Source organism: Streptomyces shaanxiensis (assembly GCF_039537145.1).
In the GTDB taxonomy this organism is placed as follows: domain Bacteria; phylum Actinomycetota; class Actinomycetes; order Streptomycetales; family Streptomycetaceae; genus Streptomyces; species Streptomyces shaanxiensis.
In genome coordinates this window covers 1-24,950 of sequence record NZ_BAAAZY010000004.1, presented here as the reverse complement: position 1 = coordinate 24,950, position 24,950 = coordinate 1, and the positions used below count along the sequence as shown (strand labels likewise).

The following is a 24,950-nucleotide window of genomic DNA, read 5'->3' as shown; positions in this document are numbered from 1 at the left end:
AGGGACGGTCGCCATGGATGCCGACGTCATCGTCGTCGGAGCGGGACTCGCGGGCCTGGTTGCCGCGAGCGAACTGACCAGCCGGGGCCGCAGGGTCGCGCTGGTGGACCAGGAGAACGCCGCCAACCTCGGCGGACAGGCGTTCTGGTCCTTCGGCGGGCTGTTCCTCGTCGACTCCCCGGAGCAGCGACGCCTGGGCATCAAGGACTCCCTCGACCTGGCCTGGAACGACTGGCAGGGCAGCGCCGGGTTCGACCGGGTGGAGGACGAGGACTCCTGGGCGGTGCGCTGGGCGCGCGCGTACGTCGAGTTCGCGGCCGGTGACAAGCGGGCCTGGCTGGACGGGCACGGCATCAAGTTCCTGCCCACGGTGGGCTGGGCCGAGCGCGGCGACCTGCGCGCCCACGGCCACGGCAACTCCGTGCCCCGGTTCCACATCGCCTGGGGCACCGGCACGGGCGTCGTGGAGCCGTTCGTGCGGTACGCCAAGCAGGCCGCGCGCGACGGGCTGCTCACCTTCTACCACCGGCACCAGGTCGACGAGCTGGTCATCGAGGAGGGCGCGGCACGCGGCGTGCGCGGCACGGTCCTGGCCGACGACCACTCACCCCGGGGTGTCGCCTCCAACCGTGACCGCGTCGGCGAGTTCGAGCTGACCGCGCAGGCCGTCGTCGTCACGACCGGCGGCATCGGCGCCAACCACGACATCGTCCGCCGCTACTGGCCCGAGCGGCTCGGCACCCCGCCCACCGAGATGGTCACCGGCGTCCCCGCCTACGTCGACGGGCGGATGCTGGACATCAGCGCGGAGGCGGGCGTACGGCTCGTCAACCGCGACCGCATGTGGCACTACACCGAGGGCCTGCAGAACTGGGACCCGATCTGGCCCGGCCACGGCATCCGCATCCTGCCCGGCCCGTCCTCCCTGTGGTTCGACGCCCTCGGCCGCCGGCTGCCCGACCCGTGCCTGCCGGGCTACGACACCCTCGGCACCCTCAAGCACCTGCGCACCGACGCGGACATCGCCGGGTACGACCACTCCTGGTTCATCCTCAGCCAGAAGATCATCGAGAAGGAGTTCGCACTGTCGGGCTCCGAGCAGAACCCCGACATCACCGCCAAGGACCGCGCCGGGTTCCTGAAGGAGCGGGTGCTCGGCAAGGGCGCCCCGGGGCCGGTGGCGGCCTTCCTGCGCAACGGCGCGGACTTCGTGACCGCGCCGAACCTGGAGCAACTGGTCGAGAAGATGAACCAGTTGACCGAGAAGCCGCTCCTCGACGTGGAGGGCATCCGGCGCCAGATCGAGGCCCGCGACCTGCAGATCGCCAACCCGTACAGCAAGGACGCCCAGGTGCAGGGCATCCGCAACGCCCGCCGCTACATCGGCGACCGCCTCGGCCGCGTCGCCACCCCGCACCGCATCCTCGACCCGGCAGCCGGCCCTCTGATCGGCGTCAAGCTGCACATCCTGACCCGCAAGACCCTCGGCGGCATCCAGACCGACCTCGACTCCCGCGCCCTCGGATCCGACGGCACCCCCATCGACGGCCTGTACGCGGCCGGTGAGGTCGCCGGCTTCGGCGGCGGCGGCGTCCACGGCTACAACGCCTTGGAGGGCACCTTCCTCGGCGGCTGCCTCTTCTCGGGCCGGGCGGCGGGCCGGGCCGCGGCGCGGCAGACGGGCTGAGGGTGGCGTACGGCCCGTCTCCTCAGGCGTCGAGGAGGCGGGCCAGCACGGCGGCGTGGCTCTGCTCGGGCGACTTGGACGCGGTGAGCAGCGTCACATCGCCCTTGCGTGCCAACTCCCGTACATGGTCGACGAGTTCGGCCGCCTCCGGCGCGGCGAGCTCCGCCTCGTACCGCTCGGCGAACTCCTCGTACGACCTGTCGTCCGCGTGGTACCAGCGCCGCAGCTCCGTGGACGGGGTGAGCCCCTTGGGCCACTCGTCCACCCGCGCGGCGTCCTTCGACAGACCGCGCGGCCACAGCCGGTCGACCAGGATGCGCACGCCGTCCTGTGGTTCGGGCGATTCGTAGACGCGGCGCACGCGAACGCTCACGGCGGTGCCTTTCTGGTGGGGGGGGCGGGCTGCCGGGAGCGTACTGCGAGGTGCGGTGCTTCTTGACCTGATGCAGGGCGAGTTCCGCGGAGATCACCCTTACTGTGAAGCCGTCTTGCACCCCCCACCGCAGGAGCGCATGTGTCACAGGCCGTCAGACGCACCTTCGTCCTCGGAACCGTCCCCCTCGCCGTCGTGGCGCTGCTCGCCGCCGCCGCGCCCCCCTCACCCGGCTCGCCCGGCGCCGGCGACCCCTATTTCCCGCTCGCCGGAAACGGCGGCTATCACGTCGGGCACTACGACCTGACCCTCCGTTACGACCCGGTCAGCCGCCATCTCGACGGCAAGGCGGTTCTCTACGCCCGTGCCACGCAGAAGCTCAGCCGCTTCAACCTCGACCTCAACGGGCTGAAGATCACGGGCCTCACCGTCGACCGCGACAAGGCGGGGTTCAGCCGCGACGGGCAGGAACTCACCGTCACCCCGCGCCGGACCCTGCACAAGGGGCAATGGTTCCGTGTCACCGTCGCCTACAACGGCAAGCCGAGCCCGGTCACCGACCCGGACGGCTCGCTCGACGGCTGGATCCCCACCGACGACGGCGCCTTCGTCGCGGGCGAGCCACAGGGCGCGATGACCTGGTTCCCGGCGAACAACCACCCCACGGACAAGGCGTCGTACGACTTCACGATCACCGTTCCCAAGGGCCGTACCGCGGTCGCCAACGGCGTCTTCCTGGGGCGGACGACCGCGCACGGACAGACCACGTTCCGCTGGCGCCAGTCCGAGCCGATGGCCGCCTACCTGGCCACGGCGACGGTCGGGAAGTTCAAGGTGGAGCGGTACACCACCCGCGACGGCATCCAGGTCTACAACGCCGTCGACCCGCGCGAGGCCGACGCCGCCGCGCCCGTCCTGAAGAAGCTGCCGTCCGTCCTGGAGTGGGAGAGCAAGCTCTTCGGGCCCTACCCGTTCCGTGCCGCCGGCTCGATCGTCGACCGGGCCCCGAACGTCGGCTACGCCCTGGAGACCCAGACGCGGCCCGTGTACGACGCGGCCCCCGACCTGAGCACCCTCGTCCACGAGAGCGCCCACCAGTGGTTCGGCGACTCGGTCACCCTGACCTCGTGGAAGGACATCTGGCTCAACGAGGGCTTCGCGACCTACGCCGAGTGGCTCTACGCCGAACAACACGGCGGCGACAGAGCGCAGAAGACCTTCGACGACCTGTACTCCCGGCCGGCGAGCGACGGACTGTGGGAGTTTCCGCCGGGCGACCCGGGCAGTGGTGCGAACATCTTCGGCACGCCCGTCTATGCCCGTGGGGCGATGGCTCTGCACCAGCTCCGCAAGGCCGTCGGGGACCCGGTGTTCTTCCGGATCCTGCGGGCCTGGGCCGCCGAGCACCGCGCCGGGCACGGTACGGCCGCCCAGCTCGTGCGCCTCTCGGAGCGGGTGTCGGGCAAGGACCTCGACGGCCTTTTCCAGACATGGGTGTACCAGCAGGGCAAGCCGGACGCACCCTAGAACCTGACGAGTTCCAAACAAGTGTCGGCGAAGGTCGACGCATGATCACACGCAGACCGCAGGTCGCCCTGCTCGCCGCCGCCCTCTTCCTCACCGGATGCGGGGGCGGCGCGGCGGCCACGCCGGAACGCCCGGCCGCCGCGTCCTCGACGAGCCCCGCGCCCCGGATCTCCCTGGAGGTGGCCCCGCAGCAGGTGCCGGGGCTGGGGCCCAAGACGTGGGCCGAGGTGCCGTCCCGGACGCGGCAGGTCGTCGTCGTCACCGGGCGTGGCAAGAACTCCCCGCTGTCCACGGTCGTCCTGTACGAGCGGACGGAGGCGGGCTGGCAGGCCGGTGAGAGTCGGCCCGCCCACAACGCGCTGCGCGGCTGGACCGACCACCATCGCGCCGGCGACCTGCGCTCACCTGTCGGGGTCTTCACCCTCACCGACGCCGGGGGCCTGCTCGCCGACCCCGGGACCAGGCTGCCGTACGACCACGGCGTCGGATTCACCGCCACCGGCACCGGCTTCGAGGGCGAGCCCCTCGCGGGCTCCTTCGACTACGTGATCGCCATCAACTACAACCGCGAGCCCGGCACTTCGCCCCTCGACTGGACCCGCCCGCTCGGGGCGGGCCGGGGCGGCGGCATATGGCTGCACGTCGACCACGACGGGCCCACACAGGGCTGTGTCAGCATCGCGCGCGAGCACATGAAGGAGCTGCTGCTGGCGCTCGACCCCGACCGGCATCCCGTCGTCGTCATGGGCGACGCCAGGTCACTCGCCCGCTGAACATTCCCCGAGCGCTTAGGATCCGCCGCGTGTGCGCACATGTGCTGGTCGCCGAGGACGACGAGATGCAGGCCGAACTCATACGCCGCTCCCTGCTGGCGGAGGGTCACACCGCCACCGTCGTCCACGACGGGTCGGCCGCCCTCGACGCGGTCCGGCGGCGACGGCCCGACCTCGTCGTGCTGGACCTCATGCTCCCGGTGATCGACGGCTTCGGGGTGTGCCGGGTGCTGCGCCGGAACCCCGAGAATCCAGACATCCCCGTGCTGATGCTGACGGCCCGGTCGGCCGAGGACGACGTCCTGCTCGGCCTCGAACTCGGCGCCGACGACTACATGACCAAGCCTTACAGTCCGCGTGAGCTGATGGCCCGCGTCCGCACGGTGCTGCGGCGCAGCGGACGCGGCGACGACCGGCGGGAGGAGGCCGTCCTGCGCGCCGCCGGGATCGCCGTCGACCCCGTACGGCACGAGGTGCGGTGCGACGGGGCGGCGGTGGAGTGCACGCCGGCCGAGTTCGAGATCCTGCTGGCCATGGCCGCCGAACCCGAACGGGTCTTCTCCCGGCGGCAGTTGCTGGAGTACACCCGGGGCACCGACAGGGCGTCCACCGAACGTGCCGTCGACGTCCACATCATGAACCTGCGCAGGAAGATCGAGGCCGACCCGCGCAGGCCCGTGCGGCTGCTGACCGTCTTCGGCGTCGGCTACAAGCTCAGCGGCGGCCGCGGATGACCGGGCCCGTCCCGCTGCGCAAACGCCTCCTGGTGCGGCTGCTGATCGCCACGGTGTTGATCGCCGTGTGCTCGGTGGCCGCGACGGCCTGGCTTGCCGTGGAGACCACCACCCGGGCACTGCGGGAGGAACAGGGGCAGGTCCTCGCGGAGGACATGGACGTCCTCGCCCGGCTCAGCGGCCATGCCGCGACCCACTCCGGGTGGGAGGGCGTCGAGGAGACGGTGCGTGCCCTGTCCGCGCAGACCGGGCGTCGTATCGCCCTGACCACCCCCGAGCGCCGGATCATCGCCGACTCGGCCCCGCCCGGCACCTCCCTGCCGCCGCGCGCCGCCGCCACCGTCGACCCGTTGCGCATCGACACCTACACGGCGCGGGGAGCACAGCGCAGCGGCATCGATCCGCGGGTGGTGGGGCCGTACCGGGTGACGGGTGAGGAGAGGGCCCGGCTGGAGAAGCTCGCCAAGGTCCGGCAGATGTGCTTCGCGCGCCACGGCTACGAGGCCGACGTCGTGCAGACGCCGAGCGGCCGTCCGGTCGTCACCGATCACGACGGACCCGTCGCGGGCGGCCAGGTGCCCGACGCGTGCGCCGACGGGCTGCTCAACACCCCGACGCCCACCGAGGAGAAGGCCCTGGCCGACCTGGCCGAGCGCTCCCGCGCCTGTCTGGAACAGCACGGTCTGAGCCCCGGCACGCACGTCTTCGGCGCGGTCGACGTGACCGACCGACGCCTGGGCACCCGGTACCTCATGGGCAAGGTCGCCGGGCCCGGAGACCGCGAGGCCCTGCGCGAGGCGGAGGAGTGTGCCGACGCCGCGCGCCGCGCCCAGCTCGACCCCTACGTCGCCCCCGTCGCCGAACTGTTCCTCGGCGGCGGGGACACCACCGCCGTCCGGTTCGACATGTCCCCGGCGAACAAGGCCAAGGTCGTCGGCGCCGCCGGACTGGTGCTGGCCGTCACCGTGGCCGTGACCGCCGTGGTCGCCACCCGGCTCGTCCGGCCCCTGCGGGCGCTGACGGAGGCGGCCCAGCAGCCGCCCGAGCTGCATGTACGGGTCCCGGTCACCACCCGGGACGAGACCGGCATCCTCGCCGCGGCCTTCAACGAACTCGCCGAGCGGCGCGAGCGGTTGGAAGCCCAGCGCAAGGCGATGGTCAGCGACATCGCCCATGAACTGCGCAGCCCGCTCACCAACATCCGCGGCTGGCTGGAAGTCACCCGCGACGGCGTCGTCGACCCCGCCCCCGCCCTGCTCGACTCCCTGCACGAGGAGGCCCTCGTCCTCCAGCGCGTCATCGACGACCTCCAGGACCTCGCCGCCGCCGACGCCGGCACCCTGCGCCTGCACCGCGAGCCGGTCCGCGCCGACGAACTCCTCCACCAGGTCGCCGCCGCCCACCGCGTCGCCGCCGACACGGCCGGCGTCACCCTGCGCACCACGGCGTACGGGACCCCGTGGCTGGACGCCGACCCGGTCCGCATGCGTCAGGTGCTCGGCAACCTCGTCTCCAACGCCCTGCGGCACACACCGGCCGACGGCACCGTGACGCTCGCCGCCCGGCGTGACGGCGACGACGTCGTCCTCTCAGTCACCGACACGGGGGCCGGTATCGCCCCCGCGGACCTGCCGTACGTCTTCGACCGGTTCTGGCGCGCGGAGAAGTCCCGCAGCCGACGGACCGGAGGCAGCGGGCTCGGCCTGCCGATCGTCCGGCACCTGGTCGCCGCGCACCAGGGGACGGTCACGGCGGCGAGCGAGCCCGGCGCCGGGTCCGTGTTCACGATGCGGTTGCCGGCCGCCGCCGAGCCCGACGGCACGGCTCCGTGACCCATGGGTCATCCGGCCTGTTGTCGCAGCGCCCTTCGCTCGGCCTCGCTCTTGCCACCCCAGATCCCGATGAACTGGTCCATGTCGAGCGCCCAGCGCAGACACTGCTCGCGGACCGAGCAGCGCCGGCAGACGGCCTTCGCCTGCTGCGTCTGCAACACGGTCGGCCCGGAGGTGCCGATCGGATAGAAGAGGTCGGGGTCCTCATGGCGGCAGGCGGCGTGGTCTCGCCAGTCGTCCATCAAAGTCACCTGCGATCGTGGAACGTGCCCTCGGTGGATGCATTACTCGTTTTCGAGTCGCCTGTCGATGCGCAAGTGAAACCCCGTTGGGACCCGGCGGATTCGGTCACTGTTCGCGCATGCCCCACGGAGAGCCGTACGCGGTCAGCAGATCCAGGAACGGCCGGGCCGGGAAGGCCTCCGGGCCCAGCACCCCCGCACCGGACCAGGCGCCGGTGGCCAGGAGTTCGAGGGCGACGACCGGGTTGACGGCGGTCTGCCACACCACGGCCTGGCTGCCGTACTCCGCCATGGACCACTGGTTGTCGACCACGTGGTACAGGTACACCTCGCGCGGCTTCCCGTCCTTGACGCCCCGCACCCAGGTGCCCGCACAGGTCTTGCCGTGCATGCGCTCACCCAGCGTCGCCGGGTCCGGCAGACACGCGGCGACGACGTCCCGGGGCGAGACCCGCACCGGCCCGTCGGCGCCCGGCACGGTCACCGGCTCGGTGCGGTCCAGGCCCAGCAGGTGCAGCGTCTTCAGCGTGTTGACGAACTCCTCGCCCAGGCCGTACTTGAAGGTCACCCGGCGCGCGTCGACCCAGCGCGGCATCAGCAGCACCTCCTCGTGCTCCACGTTCACGCACTCGACCGGCCCGATTCCCTCGGGGAAGTCGAACACCTCCGGCTCGCTGAAGGGTTCCGTGGTGAACCAGCCGCGCCCGGCCTCGTAGACCACCGGCGGGTTGAGGCACTCCTCGATCGTGGTCCAGATACTGAAGGACGGCGCGAAGTCGTAGCCGTCGACAGTGAGGTTCGCGCCGTCGCGGACGCCGATCTCCTCGATCTCGTCGAAGAGCTCGTCGGCCGCGTACCGGGCGAACACGTCCGACATCCCCGGCTCCACACCCATGCCGACGACGGCCAGCGCACCCGCCTTCTCCCAGTCGGCCGCCTGCTCGAACTGGGCGTCGCCCAGCTTGACCCCGCACTCCTCGTAGGGCCGCTCCGGATGCGGCCGCGACAGCGACATCGCCATGTCGACGTACGTGGCCCCGGCCGTGCGCGCGGCCTGGAACAGCGGCATCACGAAGCGCGGGTCGGTGGCGTTGAGGAGCACGTCGCAGGCGTGCCGTTCCAGCAGCGCGGCCACCGCCGCCTCGTCGCCCGCGTCCACGCGCTCGGCCCGGAACCGGGCGTCGCCGCCCAGCGCCGCCACGGCCGCCTCGGCGCGCGCGAGGTCGTAGTCGGCGACCACCATCGCCTCGAAGAACGGACGCCGGGCCGCGATCCGGGTGACGGCGGTGCCCACACCGCCGGCGCCCACGAGCAGTACACGCATGACATGACTCCCTCGACTGAAGGTCACTGAAGGTCTACGACGTGGTGGGGCCCCGCCGGAGATACAACGCCGCTCGGTCACGTAAGGTCAATGGCGTTGGCATAAGGCGAAGAGTGCGGCGTACGGACGGAGTGCATCGTGCCGAAACCGGTCGTTCCCGAGGAGAAGCGGCGCCGACGCCGTCCCACGAAGAGCGGCACCGTGCTGTCCGAGCGGCTCATCGTCGAGACGGCGCTGCGCATGCTGCGCGAACACGGCAGCGCCGGTCTCACCGCGCGCCGCCTCGGCCTGGCCCTCGACGCCGACCCGAGCACGCTGTACCGGTACTTCCGCGGCATGGACGACCTGACGCTCGCCATCGGTGACGCCCTCATCGGCCGGGCGCTGGACGGCTGGCAGCCGACGGGGGAGTGGCGGGAGGACCTGCGCACCGTCGGGCTGCGCATCCACGCGGCGTACGTGGCCCATCCGCAGGCCGCCGTGCTGACCACGAACCGGGTCACCGGGCGCGCCAACGAACTCGCCGCGGACGAGGCCGTGTTGGACATTCTGCGCAGGGCCGGCCTCCCGCTGCCGGACACCGTGCGCATCTACCACGCCTTCATCGACCAGACCCTGGCCTTCGCCGCGCTGGACGCCGCGTCCCTGACCCTGCCGAGCGACTCGCTGCGCGCCGACGAGGACATGTGGCGCTCGACCTACGCGCGGCTGCCGCGCACCACGCATCCCCGGATCGCCGAGGCGGCGCCCCTGCTGGCGACGCGGATGGTGACCAGCGCCTATCCGACGGCGCTGGAGATGCTGCTGGACAGCGTGGCCGCGCAGTTGGAGGCGTTGCGGTAGGGCTCCGCCTGAGGTGCCGTGGTGCACCGTCCTGCTCGTCGCGGACGCCTGGCGTGTCCGCAGTCTGAGAAAATTCATCCCACATGCTCGACGTCCGGTGCCATAGTGATCCCTGGTTCCCGATAGGTGTAACGAGCAACCAGGAAGCCCGTGGACACGAGCGAGAGCAGCACCGAAGAGCAGCCGGCGTCTACCGCCAAGGCGCCCGCACCCGCCCGGCGCGGCTGGCGCCGCTGGGCCATGGACACCCGGCCCTTGCGCCGCCCGGCCTACCGCCGCCTGTGGTCCTCGACCATCGTCACGGCCGTCGGCAGCCAGCTCACCGCGGTCGCGGTGCCCAAGCAGATCTACGACATCACCGGCTCCTCGGCGTGGGTCGGCGCCGCGAGCCTCGCCGGACTCCTGCCGCTCGTGGTGTTCGCGCTGTGGGGCGGTGCCGTCGCCGACAGCATGGACCGGCGCAGGCTGCTGCTGATCACCAACATCGGCATCGCCGTCACGTCGGTGCTGTTCTGGCTCCAGGCCGTCACCGGTCTCGACTCGGTGGCCGCGCTGATGGTGCTGCTGGCCGTGCAGCAGGCGTTCTGGGGGCTCAACGCCCCGGCCCGCAACGCCTCCATCGCCCGCCTGGTCCCGGCCGACGAACTGCCCGCCGCGAGCGCCCTCGGCTCGACCGTCATGCAGACCGGCCAGGTGGTCGGGCCACTGCTGGCCGGTGTGCTCATACCGGTCATCGGCCTGGCCGAGCTGTACCTCATCGACGCGCTCGCCCTGTGCGTCACCGTCTGGGCGGTCGTACGGCTGCCCGCCCTGCCGCCACCGGCGGGCGCGGAGGGCACGACGAAGCGGCGCGCGGGCGTGCGCGAGATAGCGGAGGGCTTCCGCTACATCGCCCTGCACAAGGTGCTGTTGCTGTCCTTCCTGGCCGACGTCATCGCGATGGTCTTCGGCATGCCCCGCGCCCTGTTCCCCCAACTGTCGAGCCAGACCTACGCGTCGTACGGCGAAGGGCTGGCCCTCGGTCTGCTGTTCGCGGCGATCCCCATCGGCGCGGTGGCCGGCGGGCTGTTCTCCGGCACGTTCTCCCGGGCCCGCCGGCACGGCTGGATGGTGATCGGCGCGGTCGTCGTCTGGGGCGCCGCCATCACCGGGTTCGGGCTGAGCGGCAGCCTGTGGCTCGCGGTGGCGTTCCTGGCCCTGGCCGGGGTCGCCGACATGGTCTCCATGGTCTTCCGCGGGGCGATCCTGCTCTCCGCCGCCAGCGACGAGATGCGCGGCCGGATGCAGGGCGTGTTCACGGTCGTCGTCGCCGGCGGACCGCGACTCGCCGACGTTCTGCACGGCACGGCGGGCTCGGCCTTCGGCCCCCGTACCGCGACCGTGGGCGGCGGCCTGCTGGTCGTCGTCCTCATGCTGGGCCTGGCCGCCGCGGTGCCTGCCCTGCGCCGCTACCGCGTCTGACACGCACACGGCATCCGACGTCGCAGAGCACACACGGCATGCGCGACGCGGCTGAGCGCACCACCTCCGAAGCTCAGAGCACGCTGCGCCGGTGCTGCCCGTAGTGCTCCATCAGCTTGCCGCGGGTCATTTCCAGCCGGTGCGCGAGGATTTCGGCGACGTGCCGCACCAGCGACATCCCGAGCCCCGGATCCTCCTCGCACAGCCGCAGCACCGCCGCCGCCTCGAACTCGTAGGCCCGTACGGGGCTGAAGGCCTCCGCGCCGAAGTCCCACTGGTACGGAGGGAACAGCCAGGACCAGCCGAGCAGGTCGCCGGCGCCGAGGCTCGCGACGGTGACCCGCTGCAGGGACGTCACGCGCTGGTCGAGGGAGACGGCGCCCGAGCGGATGACCCAGAAGCGGTCGGCCGTGCCGCCCGCCTCGAAGATCCGGGCGTCCTCCGGAAAGGAGACCTCCCGTGCGAGGGACATGAGGCGCTCGCGCTGAGGCGGTGGAAGTGCGGTCAGCAGTTTGATCGCTTTGGTCATGACACAGGGCTCCTCGCCGATGAGTGAGGTTCCGGTGCTTCCCTGCGTCCATTTCAGCCGCTGCCGGCCCGCTGAGCACCTCGGCGGAGGACGGTTTCGGCCGGGAATCTCGCGCGGCAGGTCGTCGAGGGCATGAAAAAGCCCTGGCTGGACGGGGGAAGCCAGCCAGGGCCGTAGGTGGTGGTGCACGGGGGACGGTTGCGGTCCACCCCGTGACCACGTATGGATGAACCGTAAACCATCTCGGGGGATTCTGCGTACCTGAGACCGGGTCACGTGACCGGTTTCACTCGATTTCGGGTTTCGGGCCCGCTCGGATGCCTGTCAGGTCCCTTCGGATCCCGGTCAGGTCCGCTCGGAGTGCCTGCCCGGGGTGAGGACCTCGTCCAGCACCGTGATCACGGTCTCGTAGGCCAGTGTCCGTACGGCGGCGTCGCGGGCGGCCTCCGGATCGGTCGACCTCAGTGTCTCGCTCCGTGCCCGCCACGTCCGCTCCTCCTGCCGGGCGCAGGTCCTGGCGCGCTGCATCCGCCGCAGCAGTTCGTCTGAGTCCACGACATCGGTCATGCCCTACGCGTACCCCGTATCGCCCCGATGACCGGTCATCCCTCCGGTGCCTTCACGGCCACGCCCAAGGGACGGGCCAGACCGGCCACGCCCTCGTCGAGGCGTTGCAGATGCCGCAGGACGCGGTCGGTGACCCGGCCGTAGCGCGCCGCGCCGGGGACGTCCGGTCCCAGGAGGGAGGCGATGCTCGGGCCCGTCTCGATCCCGTCCGGGGCGTGGTCGCCGCTGACGTGCGCGGAGATCACCTCGATGTTGTGCGCGACACGGCCCGCGGCCCCGCGCAGCCGGGGATCCGCCGCGATGGAGGGGTGGGTCGGCAGCAGCTCGGCCGTCGCGGCCAGGGAGCGCGCGTGGTACGCGCACGTCTCCAGCAGCGCGACGACATAGCGGGCGGTCTCCCGCCGTGCCCGCAGGGGCGTCACCGGATGCGTGAGGGGCTGCGTGGCGGCCCGCAGGTCGGCCAGCGCCTGGTCCAGGTCGCGCGCCTGGTCGAGCAACTCGACGGGCGGTCCGCCGCTGAGCTGGTCGACGGCGCTGCGGGTGACGTCGCCGAGCCGTTCCAGCACGGTGGCGAGGAGTTCGTTCGTACGGCGGTCGGTCTGCACCGGCAGGACGAACGCGGCCGCGATCACCCCGCAGGCCGCGCCGAGCGCCGTCTCCTCGATGCGCAGCACGAGCACCGAGAGGCTGTAGGTGTGCAGCAGGGTGTAGAGCAGCCCCAGCGCCGCGGTGACGAAGAAGGACACCAGCGTGTAGGACAGCGGTGCCGAGTAGAACATCGCGAAGACGAACAACAGCACCAGCGCGAACGCCGTCCAGGTGTGGTGACCGACGGCCCCCGCCAGCACGATGCCGGCCAGGACACCGAGGACGGTGCCCAGCAGGCGGCGGTAGCCCTTGACCAGGATCTCGCCGGTGGACGCGGTGTTCAGGAACACGATCCAGCAGGTCAGCACCGCCCAGTACCAGCGGTCCCGCGACAGCAGCTCGCCGCCCACGATGGCCAGCGTCGACCCCACGGCGACCTGTACGGCGGCCCGCGTGGTCGGACGCCGCAGGCCTCCGGGCTGCTCCGGCGGCTCCTCCTCGTCGGCGTCGAGCACGGCGTCCTCCGCGTCCAGCTCTTCGCGCGAACGGGCCGTGGCCGGGGTGTCGTCCGCCTCGTCCTGGGCCCCGCCGAGGGCGATCCGCAGCCCCAGGACCGCGCGGGCGGCCTCGCCGATGCGCCGGAAGACGTCCTGCACGGCGGGGGAGGCGGCGGGCAGGTTCTCCTCGTCGCGATAGCCGAGGAGCCGGTTGCGCAGGTGGGACACCGAGGTACCGAAGGCCTGGTCGACGGGGCGCAGGACGAGCAGGCGCAGCGCCTCCAGGTCACGTCGGAGCGTCGCGGTCGCCATGTCCCGTACGGGCTGCCGCCCGCCCGAGGGGACGGGCGCGTCCGGCAGATGCAGGGTCAGCGTGTCCACCCGCTCGGCGCCGCGTGCGCGCAGCAGCGACAGCCCCAGACGCTCGGCGGTGATCTCGGCGTCCGCGACGCGCCGCTGGATCAGCCGGGCGCCGCTCTCGTCGGTGGTTCCCTCCTCCAGCCGGCCCTGGATCAGCAGCGCCGTCTCGTGCAGACGCGCGGTGCCCTCGCGCACGCGCTCCAAGGCCCGGTCCGCCTCTTCCGGGCCGGCGTCGAGCAGATCGAGCTGCGCCGCCAGCAGCTGAGCCAGCCGGGCGCGGAAGGCCTCGCGCAGCCGCTGGAGCACTCCCGTCGGCGTCTCGGGGACGAGGACGAAACGCACCAGCGCGCTGCATCCGAAGGCCACCGCGACCGCTGCGTACAGCTCGGGCAGGTCGTCCACGGTGGCGCCGACGAAGAGGGACATGAAGTAGATCTGGAAGCCGATCAGGCCCAGTGCGGTCCCTCGGTCGCCGAACCTGCGGCCGTACACGGCACAGAAGATGAGCGCGACGAAGACCAGGTCGCCGACCAGGACGTGGCGGTGCAGAACCGCCGCCAGCGTCATGGACGCCAGCGCCACCGGGAGGCCCAGGGCGAGGGTGGCGGCCTGCGGCCCGCGCTGCTTCTCCCGGATGGCGAAGGTGGCGACCATCGCGGCCAGGGCCCCCGCCACCAGGTGCGGTACGTCGGTGCCCAGCAGGGCGAGCACGGCGATCGCGAGGGCGATCGCGCCGGCCGTCCGCAGCCCCGCGGCCAGTCGCAGCAGCCCCGGGTCCGAGGCCGCGACACGGTCCCGCAGGCGCGCCCGGACCGGCCGAACAGCTGCCTTCACGTCGCCGTACTCTCGCCCGCGCTCTCGCGTCTCCCGCCTCTCTCCCGTCTCCCGCTCGTTCCCGTTCACGCCGCGTGCCACGAGCCGCGATTCAGCGAGGCAGTCACCTCGTTCAGCCGGACGCCCCTTCCGCGCCGCCCTTCCCGCCGACCTGCGCCCGCACCTGCTCCGGCGTCAGATAGGCATGGACGAACTCGAAGTCCTTCAGCTTGGCCGGGCTGCGGGACAGGAACCCGGTGCGCACGAAGTCGTCCCCGGCGACGGCGTTGAGCAGCCAGTTCGTCATGACACGGGTCTTGGCCACGTTGGTGCGCAGAGCCGACCAGTGGTAGCCGCGGGCGACGGCCATCGCCGGCAGACCCTTCAGCTCGATGCCGATGGGCTTGGAGACGGCGTCGCGGCCGCCGAGGTCGACGACCAGGCCGAGGTCCTTGTGCTTGTACGGCCGCAGCGGCTGGTCGCGCAGAGCGGCGATGACGTTGTCGGCCACGACCTTGCCCTGGCGCATGGCGTGCTGGGCGGTCGGCGGGCAGACGGCGCCCTCCTCGTCCTTGGCCACATCGGGCACGGCCGCGGCGTCGCCGAGCGCGAACACACCGTCGTGCCCGGGCAGGTTCATCTCGGCGGTGACCGCGAGCCGTCCCCGGACCGTCTCCGCGCCCAGCGTGCCGATCAGCGGGCTGGCGACGACACCGGCGGTCCAGATCAGCGTGCGGGTGGGGATCACCCGGCCGTCGGTGAAGGTGACCTCCTCGGGGCCCGCCTTCGCGATGGACACGCCCAGGGAGATCTCGATGCCGCGCTTGCGCAGGATCTTCTGCGCGTCGTCGCCGAGCTTCTCGCCCAGCTCGGGCATCAGCCTCGGCGCGATGTCGATCAGATGCCACCTGATGAGGCTCGGATCGAGCCGCGGATAGCGCTTGACCGCGTTGTGCGTCAGCATCTGCAGGCACGCGGCGGTCTCGGTGCCCGCGTATCCGCCGCCGACCACCACGAACTGCAGCCGTGCCGCGCGCTCGTCGGGGTCCTGGCTGGCGTCGGCGAGGTCGAGCTGGGAGATGACGTGGTCGCGCAGGTAGGCGGCCTCCGCGAGCGTCTTCATGCCGTACGCGTGGTCCGTCAGCCCGGGGATGTCGAAGGTGCGGGTGACGCTGCCGGGGGCCAGCACGATGTAGTCGTACGGCTCGTTGACGATCTTGTCGGTGATGGTGCGCACGACGCAGACCTTGGCCGCGAGGTCCACGCCGATGGCGCCGCCCGGGATGATCCGGGTGCGGTACTTGCGGCTGCGGCGCAGCGAGACGGCGATCGACTGGGGCGTCAGGACGCCGGAGGCGACCTGGGGCAGAAGTGGCAGATAGAGCTGGTAGGAGGACGGCGTCACCAAGGTGATCTCGGCCTCGTCGGGGGAGAGTTTGCGTTCCAGCCGGCGTACGCAGCCGACTCCGGCGAAGCCGGCGCCAACCACCAGGATCCTGGGTCGTGTCACGGTGATCATCCCTTCTGCGGCTCCAGGCGGTCTGCCTCGACGACGTTCGCCTTCCCCTGGATCGCGGCTTCGCACGCCTCGATCCCACCGCGCCACCGGTCGTTCCGCCAGCCGGGAGCAGCAGGCAGACGAATACGTCGTCAGCCACCTTGCCCCAACCCACGCGGGGGCACACCGGTTCGGTGGTGAAAGACGTGTACGCGTGATCTCTTGACGGTTTGTTGGTCTGGACCTAACGTCCGACTCGCCCGTCCAAATCAGGGACTGTAGTTCATGTGTATGAACAGGAGGCAATATGCTCGCACGCCTGCGCGCCCTCACCGTCACCTCGGCGCTGTGCGCCACCTCCTTGCTCGCCGCCCCGCACGCCTTCGCCGAAGTCGAGCCCGGCGGCTGGCAGTCGGTGTCCCCCGGCTTCTCCGTGCAGGAGCGGGGCTGTGGCCAGGTCGACGGCCTGACGTTCCGGCTCACCTGCTCCACCGCGAGCGGCGACCAACGGGCTGAACGCCGCTATGCCACCTACACCGGCGGAACGCGCCAGTTCGAGGGCTACTTCCGCATCACCAGCCTCAGCGGCACCCGGATCAGCCTCAAGCAGACCTTCCACGAGTCCGGATCCGGCCCGTACTTCATGCTTGCCGTCGAGCGCGGCGGCAGGCTGTACGCGGTGCACGGCGGCACCACGCTCTCCAACGCCGGGACCGTCGGAGCCACGGTCCGCGTCAACACCGTCCACCAGGTCGGCGCCGAGCACCGCACCTACATCAACGGCTCGCTAAAGCACAGCTACGCGAGCCCCGGCGGCAGCTTCTACGACAAGTTCGGCGCCTACCGCACCAACAGCGGCAGCGGGCCGGCCACCGTGGAGTGGAGCGGCATCCGCTTCTGGCGCAAGTAGCGGCCGTCGTATGCGAGGAACGGCGCGCATCGCAGCGTCGGCAGCGCTGGTCCTGGCGCTGTCGGCCTGCTCGGCCTCCCCGGCCGGCACGGAACAGCCCTTGCGGGGCGTCCTCGCGACGCCCACCGACATCGACCTCGACTGGACGGACGGCCGGCCAGGAGTCGCCGGCCACATGCTGGAGTTCGCGACCGAGGAAACGGGCCCCTACACCGTCCTGGACTATCTGCCCTTGCACGTGACGAACTACCGCCACCCCGACCTCATGCCGAACACCACGTTCCGCTACCGCCTGCGGACCTACCGAGGCCCCGTGTCCCGGCCGGTCCGCGCCGAACTGCCGGACGGCATCCGCTTCACCTGGACCGACACCTCCCCGGACGAGGACGGATTCCTCCTGGAGATGCGCGAGGAGAACAGCGGCAGATACGACCCCGTCGCCGTCGTCGATCCGGACGTCACCGCAACGACGCTGGTCACCCTGCCCGGCGAGAAGCGCGCCTCCTTCCGGATCCGCGCCTTCGTCCTCGCGGAGCGGTCCAACGTCGTACGGCTCACCACGGGCGGGTAGCCGCGCTCAGCGGAAGACGTTGTCCGCGTCGTCCCAGAGCGCGAGCTCGTCCGACAGCTGCTCCCGGGGCGCGCGCGAGCGGGCCTGGTACATCGCGTCGATCTGCAGGGCGTAGTGCCGCACGATCGCGTCCCGGCGCAGCTTCATCGACGGCGTCAGCAGACCGCTGGCCACGTCGAACGGTTCCGGCAGCACCCGGAACACACGGATCGACTCCGGGCGCGAGACCGCGCTGTTGGCGGCGGCCACGGCCCGGGCGATCTCCTCCCGCAGCGTGTTCTCCTCCCGTGCCTCCCGGATCCGCGCGTCGCTGCGCACCGCGAGGTTCTCGCGCCAGTACGCCAGGAAGTCCGGGTCCAGCGTGATCAGGGCCCCGACACAAGGCCGGTTGTCGCCCACCACCACCGCCTGATGCACCAGCGGATGCATTCTGAGCCGCTGCTCCAGGAGCGCCGGGGAGACGCTCTTGCCGCTGCTCGTGACGATGACGTCCTTCTTGCGCCCGGTGATCGTGAGATAGCCGTCGGAGTCCAGCCGCCCGAGGTCCCCGGTGGCCAGCCAGCCGCCACGCAGCGCCGCCCGCGTCGAGGCCTCGTCGTGGACGTAGCCCTGGAACACCGAAGGACCCCGCACCAGGATCTCCCCGTCGTCGGCCACCCGGATGTCCATGCCGGGCAGTGCCTGCCCGACCGTCCCGGACATCTCCCGGCCCACCGGCTGGGCCGTGACACCGCCGCTGGTCTCCGTGAGCCCGTACCCGTCGTTCACGTAGATGCCGACGCCCTCGTAGAAGAGGGACAGTTCACGGTTCAGGGACGAGCCGCCGGACGTCCCGAGCATCACCCTGCCGCCCAGCGCGGCACGGAACTTGCGGTACACCGTCCGCTCGTACAGGGCGTGTTGCAGCCGCAGATCGAAGCCGGGCCCCGGCCCTCCGCCCAGCCGCTGCCGTTCCAGGGCCGCCGCGAAGTCCCGCGCGGTGTCGGCGGCCCGCTCGAACAGCGCGCCCCGGCCCGCCTGTTGGGCCGTGCGCAGGGCGTTCTTGTAGATCTTCTCGAAGATCGACGGCACGGCGCAGAAATAGGTGGGCCTGAAGGTGCGCAGGGCAGCCGACAGCGACTCCTCGCGCAGGTCGGGTTCGTGGCCCATCATCATGCCGCCGCGGATGCACAGGGTCTGCAGCAACAGCCCGTACACATGGGAGAAGGGCAGGAAGGCGAGAACGGACGCCTGCCCTCCCGGCGGCACCACCTTGTGGCCCCAGCCCGCGAGCAGCGTGTCGCAGGGGCTCGCCAGATTCCGGTGACTCAGCGCGCAGCCCAAGGGCCGGCCCGTCGTGCCGGAGGTGTAGGCGACGACCGCGGTGGAGTCCGGCAGCACGATACGGCGCAGCGACTCGACCGTGGTGAGCGGAATGAACTCACCCCGCTCCACGAGCTGTTGCAGCCCTCCCGCGTCCAACTGCCAGACATGGCGCAACTGCGGCAGCGATCCGCACACCGAGCCCACCGTCATGATCGCCTGCTCGTCCTCGACCACGACGGCCACGCACTCGGCGTCCCGCAGGATCCACTCGACCTGGTCGCGCGACGCCGTCGGATAGATCGGGACCACCTCGGCGCCCACCACCCACAGCGCGTAGCTGAACACCGTCCACTCGTACCGGGTGCGCGCCATGATGGCCACGCGGTGGCCCGGCGAGACACCGGACGCGATCAGCCCCTTGGCCAGATCGGCCACCTCGTCGCGCATCTCGACGGCCGTCACCTCCTCCCAGGTGGTGGAGGAGGGGTCGGGGCGGCGCGCCAGCAACGGCAGCATGGGATTGTGGGCCGCCGTCTCGAAGACGCTGTCGGCGAGCCCGCCGGTCAGGGACGTGACGGTGGGGGGAGCGAGGCCGAGATCGCGCATGCGCTGCTCCTGTTGCGTACCGGGTGTGACGTCACCGATGAGTTCCGTTATCGGCGGTGCCCGAATCTAGCCCAGCCGCGAGCGGACGGTGCCCGGAACTGACAATTGACCCCCGTTCGGTGATCTCGGCCTCAGGGGCGGGGCGAGAGCCACACCGTGGCCAGCGGTGGCAGCGTCAGCCGGATGTGCCCGTCCTGCGGCTTCACCGGGTCGGGGTTGGTGACATCGCTCCCGCCGTAGCGCGCGGCATCGGTGTTGAGGGTCTCCTGCCAGGCGACGACGTGGTCCGGCGCCCAGAGGCGGTAGTCGTGGCGCACCACGGGGGAGAAGTTGCTGACCGCGAGCAGCGCGGTGCCGTCGGCACCGAAGCGCAGAAAGGCGAAGACGTTGTCGTCGGCCGCGTCCCCCAGCACCCACTGGAACCCGCCCGGGTCGGTGTCCCGCTCCCAGAGGGCCGGAGTCGCCCGGTAGAACGCGTTGAGGTCACGGACCAGATCCTGCACGCCCCGATGGTCACCCGCCCACGCGTACCCGGGATCGAGCAGCCACCACTCGGGGCCGTGCGCCTCGGACCATTCCGCGCCCTGCGCGAACTCCTGCCCCATGAACAGGAGTTGCTTGCCGGGGTGGGCCCACATGAAGCCCAGGTACGCGCGGTGGTTGGCACGGCGCTGCCACCAGTCCCCGGGCATCTTGGAGACCAGCGCCTGCTTGCCGTGCACGACCTCGTCGTGGGAGATGGGCAGGACGTAGTTCTCGCTGTAGGCGTACACCATCGAGAACGTCATCTCGTTGTGGTGGTACTTGCGGTGCACCGGCTCCTTGGCGACGTACTCCAGCGAGTCGTGCATCCAGCCCATGTTCCACTTCAGCCCGAACCCCAGCCCGCCGCTGTCGGTCGGCCGGGTCACCCCGCCCCAGGCGGTCGACTCCTCCGCGATCGTCACGACCCCGGGGTTGCGCCGGTACACGGTCGCGTTCATCTCCTGCAGGAACGCCATCGCGTCCAGGTCCTCCCGCCCGCCGTAGGCGTTCGGCGCCCACTGCCCGGAGTCCCGCGAGTAGTCGAGGTAGAGCATCGAGGCGACGGCGTCCACCCGCAGCCCGTCGATGTGGAACTCCTCGCACCAGTACGTGGCGTTGGCGACCAGGAAGTTGCGGACCTCGGTACGCCCGTAGTCGAACTCGAACGTCCCCCAGTCCGGGTGCTCGGCCCGCCGCGCGTCCCCGGGTTCGTACAGCGGGTCCCCGTCGAAGCGGCTCAGCGCCCAGTCGTCCTTGGGGAAGTGGGCGGGCACCCAGTCCACGATCACCCCGATGCCGGCCTGGTGCAGGGCGTCGACCAGGTACTTGAAGTCGTCGGGGGTGCCGAGGCGGGCCGTGGGCGCGTAGAAGCTGGTGACCTGGTAGCCCCAGGAACCGGCGAAGGGGTGCTGCGCGACGGGCATGAACTCGACGTGGGTGAAGCCGAGGTCGTTGACGTACGCGGGCAGTTGCTCGGCGAGTTCGCGGTACGTCAGGCCCGGACGCCAGGACGGGAGATGCACCTCGTAGACCGAGAACGGCGCCTGGTGCACCGGGACGTCACCCCGGTGCGCCATCCACCGCTCGTCGCCCCACTCGTAGTGCGAGGCGTGCACGATCGACGCCGTGTCCGGCGGGACCTCCGCACGGCGCGCCATCGGATCGGCCTTGAGGAACCGGCCGCCGTACCGGGAGGTGATCTCGAACTTGTACCGGGCGCCCTCGCCGATGCCCGGCAGGAACAGCTCCCACACCCCGGACGCCCCGAGGGACCGCATCGGGAACGCCGTACCGTCCCAGCAGGTGAAGTCCCCGGCGACCCGCACGCCCTGGGCGTTCGGCGCCCACACCGTGAAACGGGTGCCGGTCACGCCCTGGTGGGTCATCGGCTCGGCGCCCAGCGCCTTCCACAGCTCCTCGTGCCGACCCTCGCGGACGAGGTGCAGGTCGAGCTCGCCGAGGGCGGGCAGGAAACGGTACGGGTCGTGGACCTCGCGCTCGTCGGACCCGTCCTCCGCGTACGACACGAGCAGGGTGTACGCGGGGATCGCGTCCAGCGGCAGTACGCCGGAGAAGAGGCCGCCGCCCTCCGAGACCAGCCCGGTGCGCTCGCCGTCGACCACCACGCTCACCGCACGCGCGAACGGGCGCAGCGCCCGGAAGGCGATCCCGCCGGGCACCGGATGGGCGCCGAGCAGCGCGTGCGGATCGTGGTGGGCGCCCGACAGCAGGCGATCACGGTCGGCCTGGTCGAGTGCGGGCGCGGCGGCACTCCGGCCCGGTCCGGCCGGCTCGGGGCGCGAGGTCTCGTGCAGGGCCATGGGGTCAGGCTCCTCTCACGGCGAGGCGTTCGATCGCCGCCATCGGTACGGGCAACCAGTCGGGTCGGTGCCGGGCCTCGTACAGGACCTCATACACGGCGCGGTCGGTCTCGTAAGCACGCAGCAAGCCGTGCTTCTTGCGCGGGTCCCATCCGGCGCGGGCGGCATAGCCCGCGCAGTAGGCCTCCCGGCAGCGGCGCGCCCACTCCGGACGCCACGGTCGGCGCTGCCGGGCGGCGTAGTCGAAGGAGCGCAGCATGCCGGCGATGTCCCGCACCGGCGAGTGGACGGCACGCCGCTCGGCGAGCGGACGGGACGGCTCGCCCTCGAAGTCGATGACGAACCACTCACGTCCGGCCCGCAGCACCTGACCCAGATGCAGGTCACCGTGGATGCGCTGGGCCGGCGGCCCGGGATCGCAGGCGGCGAGGGCACCGAAGGCGGTGCGCAGGCCGGGGACATAGGGCTGGAGCGCGGGGACGAAGTGCGCGGCGTTCTCCAGGCGCTCGGTCATCGCCGCCGCCGTACGGCCGTTCTCGCCGAGGCCCAGCGAAGGGAAGGCCGACGCCAGCGCCAGATGCACCTCCGCCGTCGCCCGCCCCAGCTGACGGGCCTCCGCCGTGAAGTCGCCGCCCGAGGCCAGCGCGTCCAGCGCCAGGGTCCAGCCGTCGGAGGCGTCCCGCAGGAACGGCTGTAGCACCCCGAGCGTCGCCTCGCGCGGATGCGTCGTGCGGAACCAGGCCACGGGGGCCGGCACCCGGCGGCAGCCCTGCTCGGCCAGCGCGCCCGGCACCTCCAGGTCGGGGTTGACGCCCGGCTGGATGCGCCGGAAGAGCTTCAGGATGAACGCGTCGCCGTACACCAGTGAGGAGTTGGACTGCTCGGCGTCCAGCACCCGTGGCACCAGCCCGGCGGGCACGGTCACCGACGGGTCCGCCTCGAACCGCAGCGGTCCCGACGCACCGGGGTGCCGCAGCCGCTCCAGGAGCAACTGGGCCGACCGGGGGTCCTGCAACGCGTCGAACACCGTCAGACCGGCCAGCGGCCCCTCCTCGGCCCGCCCGATGAGCGCCCGGCCGAGGCGCGGCGAGAGGTGCTGCCGTACGCCGATCAGCAGCTGGTAGCAGTCACCGGCCGGGGGTGTGCCGCCCGGCGCGGGCACCGCCGAGTGACCGGCGTGCACCAGCAGATGCAGACAGCCCGGGAACAGCTCCGTCATCGACAGCAGCGACAGATCGGTGACGGGCCGGTCCTTGCCCGCGAACCAGCGCTGCCGTGGCAGCCACTCGCGCAGCAACCCGGCGAGCGAGGCCATCGGGCCGGCGTCGACCGTACGGGTCGGTCGGGGAGATGCGGTCTTCTGCATGGTGACGCGTCCTTTCCTCGGCAGGCTCAGAGCTCAGGCTGAAAGCCGTCGGCCGATGCGGGATGCGACTCGGGAGAGCCGGAACCAGTAGAAGCCGTGGCCCCCGAGGGTCAGCAGATACGGCAGTTCGCCGATCGCCGGGAAGCGGACCCCGCCGAACAGCTCCACCGGGTGGCGCCCGCTGAACTCGCGCAGGTCGAGCTCGGTGGGCTGCGCGAAGCGCGCGAAGTTGTTCACGCACAGCACGAGGTCGTCCTCGTACTCGCGGAGGAAGGCGAGGACCGCCGGGTTGGAGGACTGCAGTTCCGTGTAGGTGCCGAGTCCGAAGGCGGGGTTCTGCTTGCGGATCTCGATCATCCGGCGGGTCCAGTGCAGCAGGGAGGACGGGGAGGCCATCGACGCCTCGACGTTGGTCACCTGGTAGCCGTAGACCGGGTCCATGATCGTGGGGAGGTAGAGCTTGCCCGGGTCACAGGTGGAGAAGCCGGCGTTGCGGTCCGGGGTCCACTGCATGGGGGTGCGGACGGCGTCGCGGTCGCCGAGCCAGATGTTGTCGCCCATGCCGATCTCGTCGCCGTAGTAGAGGATCGGGCTGCCCGGCAGGGCGAGCAGCAGGGCGGTGAACAGCTCGATCGAATGACGGTCGTTGTCGAGGAGCGGGGCCAGCCTGCGCCGGATGCCGATGTTGGCGCGCATGCGGGGGTCCTTGGCGTATTCCGCCCACATGTAGTCGCGTTCCTCGTCGGTGACCATTTCGAGGGTCAGCTCGTCGTGGTTGCGCAGGAAGATGCCCCACTGGCAGCCGGAGGGGATGGCCGGGGTCTTGGCGAGGATTTCCGAGACCGGGTAGCGGGATTCCCGCCGTACGGCCATGAAGATCCGCGGCATCACCGGGAAGTGGAAGGCCATGTGGCACTCGTCGCCGCCGCTGCGGAAGTCGCCGAAATAGTCCACCACGTCTTCAGGCCACTGGTTGGCCTCGGCCAGCAGCACCGTGTCCGGATACATCGCGTCGATCTCGCGGCGGACGCGCCTGAGGAACTCGTGCGTGGCTGGCAGGTTCTCGCAGTTGGTGCCCTCCTCCGCATACAGGTAGGGCACGGCATCGAGCCGGAAGCCGTCGATGCCGAGGTCCAGCCAGAATCGCAGGGCGGCGAGGATCTCCTCCTGTACTGCCGGGTTCTCGTAGTTGAGGTCGGGCTGGTGGGAGAAGAAGCGGTGGAAGAAGTACTGCTTGCGGACCGGGTCGAAGGTCCAGTTGGAGGCCTCGGTGTCGACGAAGATGATGCGGGCGTCGCCGTATGCCTTGTCGTCGTCGGCCCATACGTAGTAGTCGCCGTAGGGGCCGTCGGGGTCTTTCCTGGATTCCTGGAACCACGGGTGCTGGTCGCTGGTGTGGTTCATGACGAAGTCGATGATGACCCGCATGCCGCGCTGGTGGGCGGAGTCCACGAATTCCACGAAGTCGGCGAGGTCGCCGAATTCGGGGAGTACGGAGGTGTAGTCGGAGACGTCGTAGCCGCCGTCCCTCAGCGGTGACTTGAAGAAGGGTGGCAGCCACAGGCAGTCGACGCCGAGCCATTGCAGGTAGTCGAGTTTGGAGGTCAGGCCTTTGAGGTCGCCGACGCCGTCGCCGTTGCTGTCCTGGAAGGAGCGGACCAGGACCTCGTAGAAGACGGCGCGTTTGAACCAGTCCGGGTCACGATCCTTGGCAGGAGTGTCCTCGAAGGTGTCCAGCACGGGCTCGTTGACGGTCATGACGCTCAAGACCCTCCGATCTGCGGTGGCGATGCCTGGACGTGGAGCACGTGCGCGGGCGCCCTTCCGGGCTCCAGGCGTACGTAGTTGGTCCGGCCCCAGCGGTAGGTCTCACCCGTCAGTTCGTCGTGCACGGACAGGGAGGCATCCCAGTCCAGGCCGAGGTGCGGCATGTCCAACGAGACCGTGGCCTCCTGGGTGTGGTGGGGGTCGAGGTTGGCGACCACCAGAACCGTGTCCGGGCCCGTGCGCTTGCTGTAGGCGATGAGCGCGTCGTTGTCGGTGTGGTGGAAGCGGAGGTTCCTGAGCCGGTGCAGTGCGGGGTGGCTTCTGCGGATGGCGTTGAGCCGCGTGATCAGGGGAGTGATGGTGCGGCCTTCGCGTTCGGCGGTTTCCCAGTCGCGGGGGCGGAGCTGGTACTTCTCCGAGTGGAGGTATTCC

20 protein-coding genes and 1 pseudogene are annotated in these 24,950 nt (G+C 71.1%); 9 read left to right on the top strand and 12 right to left on the bottom strand.

Annotation, left to right across the window (positions count from 1 at the left end):
* The first annotated feature begins 13 nt into the window (after positions 1–13).
* Positions 14–1,687 (top strand): FAD-binding dehydrogenase, encoded by a 1,674-nt coding sequence (locus ABD932_RS04545; protein WP_345008788.1) that lies wholly within the window; start codon positions 14–16, stop codon positions 1,685–1,687.
* Positions 1,688–1,709: 22 nt separating this feature from the next.
* On the opposite strand, the gene ABD932_RS04540 is transcribed toward ABD932_RS04545, so the two are convergent.
* The gene (locus ABD932_RS04540; RefSeq protein ID WP_345008787.1) at positions 1,710–2,060 is read right to left on the bottom strand and encodes a DUF488 domain-containing protein; all 351 of its coding nucleotides are present in this window, start codon (positions 2,058–2,060) and stop codon (positions 1,710–1,712) included.
* A gap of 141 nt (positions 2,061–2,201) precedes the next feature.
* Here ABD932_RS04540 and ABD932_RS04535 point away from each other — a divergent pair, with 141 nt between their 5' ends.
* Genes ABD932_RS04535 through ABD932_RS04520 form a run of 4 tightly spaced genes read left to right on the top strand, consistent with a single transcriptional unit; the run spans position 2,202 to position 6,926 of the window.
* Positions 2,202–3,587: a M1 family metallopeptidase gene (locus tag ABD932_RS04535; RefSeq protein WP_345008785.1), complete on the top strand. Its 1,386-nt coding sequence runs from the start codon at positions 2,202–2,204 to the stop codon at positions 3,585–3,587.
* A gap of 41 nt (positions 3,588–3,628) precedes the next feature.
* Complete coding sequence (locus ABD932_RS04530; RefSeq protein ID WP_345008783.1) at positions 3,629–4,360, top strand: hypothetical protein; 732 nt, start codon at positions 3,629–3,631, stop codon at positions 4,358–4,360.
* A 29-nt stretch (positions 4,361–4,389) separates the two neighbouring features.
* A complete protein-coding gene (locus tag ABD932_RS04525; protein ID WP_345008781.1) occupies positions 4,390–5,094 on the top strand; it encodes a response regulator transcription factor in 705 nt (234 codons plus the stop codon).
* The gene (locus ABD932_RS04520) at positions 5,091–6,926 is read left to right on the top strand and encodes a sensor histidine kinase (protein WP_345008780.1); all 1,836 of its coding nucleotides are present in this window, start codon (positions 5,091–5,093) and stop codon (positions 6,924–6,926) included. The genes ABD932_RS04525 and ABD932_RS04520 overlap by 4 nt, the downstream gene beginning before the upstream one ends.
* 8 nt (positions 6,927–6,934) lie before the next feature.
* Here the strand turns inward: ABD932_RS04520 and ABD932_RS04515 are convergent, their stop codons facing one another.
* The gene (locus ABD932_RS04515; protein WP_345008778.1) at positions 6,935–7,168 is read right to left on the bottom strand and encodes a WhiB family transcriptional regulator; all 234 of its coding nucleotides are present in this window, start codon (positions 7,166–7,168) and stop codon (positions 6,935–6,937) included.
* A 106-nt stretch (positions 7,169–7,274) separates the two neighbouring features.
* Complete coding sequence (locus tag ABD932_RS04510) at positions 7,275–8,492, bottom strand: saccharopine dehydrogenase family protein (RefSeq protein WP_345008776.1); 1,218 nt, start codon at positions 8,490–8,492, stop codon at positions 7,275–7,277.
* 138 nt (positions 8,493–8,630) lie between these two features.
* Between ABD932_RS04510 and ABD932_RS04505 the strand changes: the two genes are divergently transcribed.
* A complete protein-coding gene (locus ABD932_RS04505) occupies positions 8,631–9,335 on the top strand; it encodes a TetR/AcrR family transcriptional regulator (RefSeq protein WP_345008774.1) in 705 nt (234 codons plus the stop codon).
* A gap of 150 nt (positions 9,336–9,485) precedes the next feature.
* Positions 9,486–10,796 carry an MFS transporter gene (locus ABD932_RS04500; protein WP_345008772.1) on the top strand — a complete coding sequence of 437 codons (1,311 nt, stop codon included), beginning with the start codon at positions 9,486–9,488 and terminating at the stop codon, positions 10,794–10,796.
* A 73-nt stretch (positions 10,797–10,869) separates the two neighbouring features.
* On the opposite strand, the gene ABD932_RS04495 is transcribed toward ABD932_RS04500, so the two are convergent.
* The 4 genes from ABD932_RS04495 to ABD932_RS04480 form a co-directional block, all read right to left on the bottom strand.
* On the bottom strand, positions 10,870–11,325 hold the full coding sequence (locus ABD932_RS04495; RefSeq protein WP_345008771.1) for a cyclic nucleotide-binding domain-containing protein: 456 nt from the start codon (positions 11,323–11,325) through the stop codon (positions 10,870–10,872).
* Between the two features lie 345 nt (positions 11,326–11,670).
* Positions 11,671–11,892: a hypothetical protein gene (locus ABD932_RS04490; protein WP_345008770.1), complete on the bottom strand. Its 222-nt coding sequence runs from the start codon at positions 11,890–11,892 to the stop codon at positions 11,671–11,673.
* A gap of 35 nt (positions 11,893–11,927) precedes the next feature.
* Positions 11,928–14,171 (bottom strand): FUSC family protein, encoded by a 2,244-nt coding sequence (locus ABD932_RS04485; RefSeq protein ID WP_345008769.1) that lies wholly within the window; start codon positions 14,169–14,171, stop codon positions 11,928–11,930.
* A 112-nt stretch (positions 14,172–14,283) separates the two neighbouring features.
* On the bottom strand, positions 14,284–15,669 hold the full coding sequence (locus tag ABD932_RS04480; RefSeq protein ID WP_345008768.1) for an NAD(P)/FAD-dependent oxidoreductase: 1,386 nt from the start codon (positions 15,667–15,669) through the stop codon (positions 14,284–14,286).
* Between the two features lie 286 nt (positions 15,670–15,955).
* On the opposite strand from ABD932_RS04480, the gene ABD932_RS04475 reads away from it, so the two are divergent.
* Both ABD932_RS04475 and ABD932_RS04470 read left to right on the top strand, forming a co-directional pair.
* Entirely contained in the window at positions 15,956–16,558 is a 603-nt protein-coding gene (locus ABD932_RS04475) for a hypothetical protein (protein ID WP_345008767.1), read from the top strand.
* Positions 16,559–16,568: 10 nt separating this feature from the next.
* Positions 16,569–17,129, top strand: coding sequence for a fibronectin type III domain-containing protein (locus tag ABD932_RS04470; protein ID WP_345008766.1), 561 nt, complete (start codon positions 16,569–16,571; stop codon positions 17,127–17,129).
* 6 nt (positions 17,130–17,135) lie between these two features.
* Here the strand turns inward: ABD932_RS04470 and ABD932_RS04465 are convergent, their stop codons facing one another.
* The 5 genes and pseudogenes from ABD932_RS04465 to ABD932_RS04445 form a co-directional block, all read right to left on the bottom strand.
* Positions 17,136–19,040 (bottom strand): AMP-dependent synthetase/ligase, encoded by a 1,905-nt coding sequence (locus ABD932_RS04465; RefSeq protein WP_345008765.1) that lies wholly within the window; start codon positions 19,038–19,040, stop codon positions 17,136–17,138.
* A 131-nt stretch (positions 19,041–19,171) separates the two neighbouring features.
* Positions 19,172–21,385 (bottom strand): 1,4-alpha-glucan branching enzyme, encoded by a 2,214-nt coding sequence (glgB, locus tag ABD932_RS04460; RefSeq protein ID WP_345008764.1) that lies wholly within the window; start codon positions 21,383–21,385, stop codon positions 19,172–19,174.
* A 4-nt stretch (positions 21,386–21,389) separates the two neighbouring features.
* Positions 21,390–22,751 (bottom strand): maltokinase N-terminal cap-like domain-containing protein, encoded by a 1,362-nt coding sequence (locus tag ABD932_RS04455; RefSeq protein WP_345008763.1) that lies wholly within the window; start codon positions 22,749–22,751, stop codon positions 21,390–21,392.
* Between the two features lie 33 nt (positions 22,752–22,784).
* Entirely contained in the window at positions 22,785–24,509 is a 1,725-nt protein-coding gene (gene treS / locus ABD932_RS04450) for a maltose alpha-D-glucosyltransferase (protein WP_345008762.1), read from the bottom strand.
* 5 nt (positions 24,510–24,514) lie between these two features.
* A pseudogene (locus ABD932_RS04445) lies at positions 24,515–24,950 on the bottom strand (DUF3459 domain-containing protein); the annotation flags it as partial.

Bases quoted from the DNA above. Each gene is read 5' to 3' on its own strand.
- ABD932_RS04490 (WP_345008770.1), bottom strand. From the start codon at position 11,892: ATGACCGATGTCGTGGACTCAGACGAACTGCTGCGGCGGATGCAGCGC.
- ABD932_RS04475 (WP_345008767.1), top strand. From the start codon at position 15,956: ATGCTCGCACGCCTGCGCGCCCTCACCGTCACCTCGGCGCTGTGCGCC.
- glgB (WP_345008764.1), bottom strand. From the start codon at position 21,385: ATGGCCCTGCACGAGACCTCGCGCCCCGAGCCGGCCGGACCGGGCCGG.
- ABD932_RS04510 (WP_345008776.1), bottom strand. From the start codon at position 8,492: ATGCGTGTACTGCTCGTGGGCGCCGGCGGTGTGGGCACCGCCGTCACC.
- ABD932_RS04465 (WP_345008765.1), bottom strand. From the start codon at position 19,040: ATGCGCGATCTCGGCCTCGCTCCCCCCACCGTCACGTCCCTGACCGGC.
- ABD932_RS04455 (WP_345008763.1), bottom strand. From the start codon at position 22,751: ATGCAGAAGACCGCATCTCCCCGACCGACCCGTACGGTCGACGCCGGC.
- ABD932_RS04545 (WP_345008788.1), top strand. From the start codon at position 14: ATGGATGCCGACGTCATCGTCGTCGGAGCGGGACTCGCGGGCCTGGTT.
- treS (WP_345008762.1), bottom strand. From the start codon at position 24,509: ATGACCGTCAACGAGCCCGTGCTGGACACCTTCGAGGACACTCCTGCC.
- ABD932_RS04530 (WP_345008783.1), top strand. From the start codon at position 3,629: ATGATCACACGCAGACCGCAGGTCGCCCTGCTCGCCGCCGCCCTCTTC.
- ABD932_RS04520 (WP_345008780.1), top strand. From the start codon at position 5,091: ATGACCGGGCCCGTCCCGCTGCGCAAACGCCTCCTGGTGCGGCTGCTG.
- ABD932_RS04515 (WP_345008778.1), bottom strand. From the start codon at position 7,168: ATGGACGACTGGCGAGACCACGCCGCCTGCCGCCATGAGGACCCCGAC.
- ABD932_RS04495 (WP_345008771.1), bottom strand. From the start codon at position 11,325: ATGACCAAAGCGATCAAACTGCTGACCGCACTTCCACCGCCTCAGCGC.
- ABD932_RS04470 (WP_345008766.1), top strand. From the start codon at position 16,569: ATGCGAGGAACGGCGCGCATCGCAGCGTCGGCAGCGCTGGTCCTGGCG.
- ABD932_RS04480 (WP_345008768.1), bottom strand. From the start codon at position 15,669: ATGATCACCGTGACACGACCCAGGATCCTGGTGGTTGGCGCCGGCTTC.